Source organism: Streptomyces sp. NPDC046308 (genome assembly GCF_055588065.1).
This window is the reverse complement of sequence record NZ_JBVJFB010000003.1, coordinates 576,921-582,920: the sequence shown is the minus strand read 5'-3', so window position 1 is coordinate 582,920 and position 6,000 is coordinate 576,921. Positions and strand designations below refer to the sequence as shown.

Below are 6,000 nucleotides of genomic sequence, written 5' to 3'. Positions count from 1 at the left end.
ACGTCCTTCCCCCTCCACCTTTGAGCGGCGGTTGGCCCTCTCCTCTCCCCCCCCCCCCCCCCCCCCCCCCCTCTCCCTTCCCCCCCCCCCCCCCCCCCCCCCCCCCAAACCCCCGGCGAGGCTGGTTTGGCCCCCGGCGCGGCTGGGAGCGGAGAGGCTGGTTTTGCCTCGGGCGGGGCTGGGAGCGGCCAGGTTGGGTTTGCGGCCGGCAGGGCCGGAAGCGGCGAGGCGGCTGCGAGGCCCGGGCGGCGGCGGGCCGGTGGGGATCCGGTCAAGGCGTTGCTGCACCGGCACCGGGAGCTGTGCGAGCGGGCCGTGGACCCGCTGGAGATCGCCGCCGGCCTGGAGGCGCACGGGATCACCGACCGCACCGCCGCCCGCTTCCGCCACCGCGACGTCTTCTCCCTCGCCGAGGAGCTGTACGCCCGGAGCCCGCGCGGGGAGCACCCCGCCGCCCGGCCCGGCCGAGCCCCCGCAGGGGCCCCGGCCTTCCGGGGCTTCGGCTGCGCGCTGCTGCCCGGCGCCCTCGCCTTCGGCGCGGCCGCCGTCGCGCCGGCGTGGGCCGGGCCCGTCGCCGTGGCCGTCACCGTCGCCGCCCTGGTGTGGCCGGGGCGGGCCGCCGGGGGCCGGTTCCCGTACGCCGCGCACCTGCTGGCCGCGGCCCTCGTGGGCTGGGCCGCCCACCGGCACGGCACCGCCCTCGCGATCGGCCTCGCGCTGGCCGTCGCCCCCGGGCACCTGGCCGCCGTCGCGTTCGCCGCGGGGGCCCGGGCCCGGCTCGGCGGGAGCCGTGCCCTGGAGGACTTCGCGGACCGGGCCCGGCCGCTGCTCGTCGCGGCCGTCGCCGTGTTCACCGCGGCCGCCGCGGGGGCGGCCGCGCTCGCCGGAGCCGCGTTCCCGGTGGCCGTGCCGCTCGCCCTGCTGCTGTTCCTGACGAGGCTCCTGCTCCGGCACGGAGCCCACCGCGGCCCCGTCGGCGCCGCCCTCGCCCTCGCCCTGATCCCGGTCCCGGCGGCGGCGATCGCCGCCGCGGCCGGACTCCTCGTACACGCCGTCCTCGCCCTGTCCCGTGCATCCGCGCACGCGCGGCCCTGACGGGGCAGGGACGACCACCGACCTTCGGAGCCGACGCCGAGGCGCTGTACCCGTACCCCGCCCCATCCACCCACCCGTCCGCAAGGAGAAACAGACATGACCGGCCAGCCAACCAACCAAGGGGTCACGCGATGAGGGTGCTGCTGATCGGAGCCAACGGATACCTCGGCCGCTACGTCGCCGACCGACTGCTCGCCGACCCCGCCGTCCAGCTCACCGCGCTCGGCCGCGGCGACGACGCCGACGTCCGTTTCGACCTCGCCACCGGCAGCCCCGGCGCGCTCACGCGCTTCCTCGACGCCGTCCACCCGGGCGTCGTCATCAACTGCGCCGGCGCCACCCGGGGCGGGGCCCGCGAACTCACCCGGCACAACACCGTCGCCGTCGCCACGATCTGCGAGTCGCTGCGCCGCAGCGGCTGCGGGGCGCGGCTCGTGCAGCTCGGCTGCGCCGCCGAGTACGGGCCCAGTCAGCCAGGGTCCTCCACGGCCGAGGACGCCGTGCCGAGACCCGGCGGGCCGTACGGCGTCAGCAAACTGGCCGCCACCGAGCTCGTGCTCGGCTCCGGTCTGGACGCCGTCGTCCTGCGGATCTTCTCGCCCGTCGGCCCCGGCACCCCCGCCGGATCCCCGCTCGGCCGGCTCGCCGAGGCCATGCGGCGCGCGATGCAGTCGGGCGACGGCGAGCTCAAGCTCAGCGGGCTCGGCGTGCAGCGCGACTTCGTGGACGTACGGGACGTGGCGCGGGCCGTGCACGCCGCCTCCCTGTCGGCCGCCCAGGGCGTCGTCAACATCGGCACCGGCCGCGCGGTCCGGCTGCGCGACGCGGCCGCCGTCCTGGCCCGTGTCGCCGGGTACGGGGGCGCCCTGCACGAGCTGGACGTCCCGCACGGCGGAGCCCAGCAGGGCCACCCGCACCCCGGCCGGCCGGGCGGGCTGGCCTCCATCGGAGCCCCCCGCTCCGAGGCCACCGCGGAGCAGCTGTCCGGCGCGGCCCCCCAGCCGTACCCGTACCCCGACGGCTGCGGGGCCTGGCAGCAGGCGGACGTCCGTACCGCCCGCGACCGGCTCGGCTGGCGGCCCCGCATCAACCTGGAGGAATCCCTCGCGGACATCTGGATGGAGGCGGCGTGCCGCATCTGACCACGCCGCCGGGGCCGGTGACGGCCGCCGCGGCCGAGGCCGGCCGCCTCGGCCTCGGCATCCCCGGCTACGCGCACCCGCTGCTCGCCCCCGTCGAGTGGGCCGAGCTGACCCGCCCCGGCACCCCGCTGCACTGGGCCGTGCTCAACGTCACGGACGGCCCCGGCGGGCGGCCCGACCCGCACTGCACGGAAGCGGCGGCGAAGCTGCGCGCCGCGGGCGGCACGGTCCTCGGCCATCTCGCGATGCGGGACGGGTCGCGGTCGTTCGGGGAGCTGGTCTCCGACGCCCACCGCTTCCGCGACTGGTACGGGGTCGGCGGCTTCTACCTCGCCGGGGCCCCGGCCGACAAGGCGGACCTGGCCCCGGTGCGCCGGGTCGTCGAGACCCTGCGCGGTCTGGGGGAGGACCTGCGGATCGTGCTCGGGCACGGGACGCACCCGTACGAGGGCTACGCGGAGGCCGCCGACCAGCTGGTCACCTTCTCCGGGCCCTGGGCCGACTACCGCTGGTCGCAGGTGGCGGAGTGGACCGCGGACCATCCCGCGGAGCGGTTCTGCCACCTGGTCCACGGGGTGCCGCGCACGCACCTGGAGGAGGCGATGCGGATCGCCCGCTGGCAGGGCGCGGGCACCATCTGGTTCACGGACCGGCGCGCTGTCAACGACGCTGACCCGTGGGCCTCGATGCCCGGCTACTGGGACGAAATCGTCTCAAGAATTGGGACAGGTGTCTTGGAATGAAGACGGGCGTGGCAGTGTTACGGAGAGAACCACCGTTAAGACGTCACCATCTACGGAGTCCCCGTGTCGCTGCCACCCCTGGTCGAGCCAGCTGCTGAGCTCACCGTTGACGAGGTCCGTCGGTACTCCCGCCACCTGATCATCCCCGATGTCGGGATGGACGGCCAGAAGCGCCTGAAGAACGCCAAGGTGCTGGCCGTGGGCGCGGGCGGCCTCGGCTCGCCCGCCCTCATGTACCTGGCCGCGGCCGGCGTCGGCACCCTGGGCATCGTGGAGTTCGACGAGGTCGACGAGTCGAACCTGCAGCGCCAGATCATCCACAGCCAGGCGGACATCGGCCGTTCCAAGGCCGAGTCGGCCCGCGACAGCGTGCTGGGCATCAACCCGTACGTGAACGTGGTCCTGCACGAAGAGCGGCTCGAAGCCGAGAACGTGATGGAGATCTTCAGCCAGTACGACCTCATCGTCGACGGCACGGACAACTTCGCCACGCGCTACCTGGTCAACGACGCCTGCGTCCTGCTGAACAAGCCGTACGTGTGGGGCTCGATCTACCGGTTCGACGGCCAGGCCTCGGTCTTCTGGTCCGAGCACGGCCCGTGCTACCGCTGCCTCTACCCGGAGCCCCCGCCGCCGGGCATGGTCCCGAGCTGCGCCGAGGGCGGCGTGCTGGGCGTGCTCTGCGCGTCCATCGGGTCCATCCAGGTCACCGAGGCCATCAAGGTCCTCACGGGCGTCGGCGAGCCGCTGGTCGGCCGTCTGATGATCTACGACGCCCTGGAGATGCAGTACCGCCAGGTCAAGGTCCGCAAGGACCCCGACTGCGCGGTCTGCGGTCCGAACGCCACCGTCACCGAACTCATCGACTACGAGGCCTTCTGCGGCGTCGTGTCGGAGGAGGCCCAGGAGGCCGCGCTCGGTTCGACGATCACTCCCAAGCAGCTCAAGGAGTGGATCGACAACGACGAGGCCATCGAGATCATCGACGTCCGCGAGATCAACGAGTACGAGATCGTCTCGATCCCCGGCGCGAAGCTGATCCCCAAGGGCGAGTTCCTGATGGGCACGGCCCTGCAGGACCTGCCGCAGGACAAGCGCATCGTCTTGCACTGCAAGACGGGTGTCCGCAGTGCGGAAGTCCTCGCGGTCCTGAAGTCCGCGGGCTTCGCGGACGCGGTGCACGTCGGCGGCGGCGTCATCGGCTGGGTCCACCAGATCGAGCCCGAGAAGCCGGTCTACTGAGACGTGGCGGTCTGACGAAGGGGTGTCCCGTACGGGGCACCCCTTCTTCGTGGCCCTGCGGTGAAGCCGTCGGTCCGGCGGGCCGGGGTCAGGCTCCGAGGGGTTCCGTCGGGGCCGAAGGCTGCGCGGGGGGCTGGGAGGCGTCCGGCGGCGGGGTGCAGACGGTGTTGGCGCCGGGCACCTTCCCGTCCAGCAGGTAGGAGTTCACGGCCTCCTGCACGCAGGCGTCACCGCTGTTGTACGCGCCGTGGCCCTCACCCTTGTACGTGAGCTCCACACCCACGCCCGGGCCGAGCCGCTCCACCATCTTGCGGGCGCCCTCGTACGGCGTGGCCGGGTCGCCGGTGTTGCCGATCACCAGGATCGGGGCGGAGCCGGGGGCGGACACGTCCGGGGTCTCCCAGGTGCCGGGCACCGGCCAGCCGGTGCAGCTCATCATCGCCCAGCCGAGGAAGTCCCCGAAGACGGGCGAGGCCGAACGGAACGCCGGCAGACCGGCCTTGGTCTGCTCCAGGGTGTAACGGTCCTTGGAGTCCACACAGTTGATGGCGGTGTTCGCGGCGCCGATGTTGCTGTAACGCCCCTGCTGGTCACGGCCGTTGAGCGCGTCGGACAAGGCCATCAGCAGCTGCCCCTGACCGCCCTCCGCCTCGTCGAGGCCCTGCTCCAGCAGCGGCCACAGCTCCTTGGAGTACAGGGCCTGCGCGATGCCGTTGGTCGCGGCGCTCTCGGTGAGCTTCCGGGCCCCGATGCCCGGGATGGGCTTCGCGGCCAGCTCCTTCTGGAGTTTGATGACGTTGGCCTCGATCTCCTTGGGCGTGCTGCCCTGGAGCCGGCACTCGTCGCCGCGGTCCACGCAGTCCTGGGCGAAGTTGTCGAGAGCGAGCTGGAAGCCCTTGGCCTGGCCCATCGCCCCCTCCTCGGAGTTCTTGGTCGGGTCCACGACGGCGTCGAAGACGGCCCGGCCGACGTTCTTGGGGAAGAGGTGGGCGTAGACCCCGCCGAGCTCGGTGCCGTAGGAGACACCGAAGTAGTTCAGCTTCTCGTCGCCGAGGGCCTGGCGGATGCGGTCCAGGTCGCGGGCGGCGTCGGGGGTGCCGACGTGGGGGAGGAGCCTGGCGGAGTTCTTCTTGCAGGCCTGCTGGTACTTCCTGATGTTGTCGACATAGGCCTTCTCCTCCTCCGGGGTGTCCGGCGAGGAGTCCTGCGCGTAGTACACGTCGAGCTGCTTGTCGTCCTCGCAGCGGACGGGGGCGCTGGCGCCCACCCCGCGCGGGTCGAAGCTGACCAGGTCATAGCGGGCGCGCAGGGCCTCGTACTCCTTCGCGGCGCCCGGGAGGGTGGCGACGCCGGAGCCGCCGGGGCCGCCGAAGTTGAAGACCAGGGAGCCGAGACGATTCTTCTCGTCGCGGGCCTTGGCGCGGATCAGGGCGATCGGGATGGTCTCGCCGCCCGGGTCCGCGTAGTCGAGGGGGACGTCGAGCGTGGCGCACTGCCAGTCCTTGGGCGGGACCGGGCCGCTGCCCTGGGCCGGGGTGGGGGCCTCGCAGTCGCCCCACTTCAGGGGCTTGGCGGGCTTGGCCGGCTTGGTGCCGTCGGCCTGGGGCCGACTCCCTTCGCCGTCGTCGGAGCACGCGGCCGTGGTGAGCAGGGTGGCGGCGAGTGCGGCGGCGGCGGTGACCCGCCAGGCGTTTCTCGGCATGCCTCCATCCTGTGCGCCCTCCGCCACCCCCGCCCCCGCGCTGACCCGAACGGGTTCCCCCGCCGCTCCGCCGCGC

Annotated in this window: 5 protein-coding genes; 4 read left to right on the top strand and 1 reads right to left on the bottom strand. The window is 73.6% G+C overall.

Translation table 11 applies throughout. The features are described from left to right. Positions 1–279 precede the first annotated feature (279 nt). The 4 genes from ACZ6JT_RS16435 to moeZ all read left to right on the top strand — a co-directional run bounded on the left by ACZ6JT_RS16435 (position 280) and on the right by moeZ (position 4,222). Positions 280–1,095, top strand: a complete 816-nt coding sequence (locus ACZ6JT_RS16435; protein ID WP_469210400.1) for a hypothetical protein — start codon at positions 280–282, stop codon at positions 1,093–1,095. A 131-nt stretch (positions 1,096–1,226) separates the two neighbouring features. Further along, on the top strand, positions 1,227–2,237 hold the full coding sequence (locus tag ACZ6JT_RS16430) for an NAD-dependent epimerase/dehydratase (protein ID WP_469210398.1): 1,011 nt from the start codon (positions 1,227–1,229) through the stop codon (positions 2,235–2,237). Continuing rightward, entirely contained in the window at positions 2,225–2,980 is a 756-nt protein-coding gene (locus tag ACZ6JT_RS16425) for a spherulation-specific family 4 protein (RefSeq protein WP_469210396.1), read from the top strand. The genes ACZ6JT_RS16430 and ACZ6JT_RS16425 overlap by 13 nt, the downstream gene beginning before the upstream one ends. A 63-nt stretch (positions 2,981–3,043) precedes the next feature. Further along, positions 3,044–4,222 carry an adenylyltransferase/sulfurtransferase MoeZ gene (gene moeZ / locus ACZ6JT_RS16420; protein WP_469210394.1) on the top strand — a complete coding sequence of 393 codons (1,179 nt, stop codon included), beginning with the start codon at positions 3,044–3,046 and terminating at the stop codon, positions 4,220–4,222. Between the two features lie 88 nt (positions 4,223–4,310). Here the strand turns inward: moeZ and ACZ6JT_RS16415 are convergent, their stop codons facing one another. Then, a complete protein-coding gene (locus ACZ6JT_RS16415; RefSeq protein ID WP_469210392.1) occupies positions 4,311–5,924 on the bottom strand; it encodes an alpha/beta hydrolase in 1,614 nt (537 codons plus the stop codon). Positions 5,925–6,000: the final 76 nt, after the last annotated feature.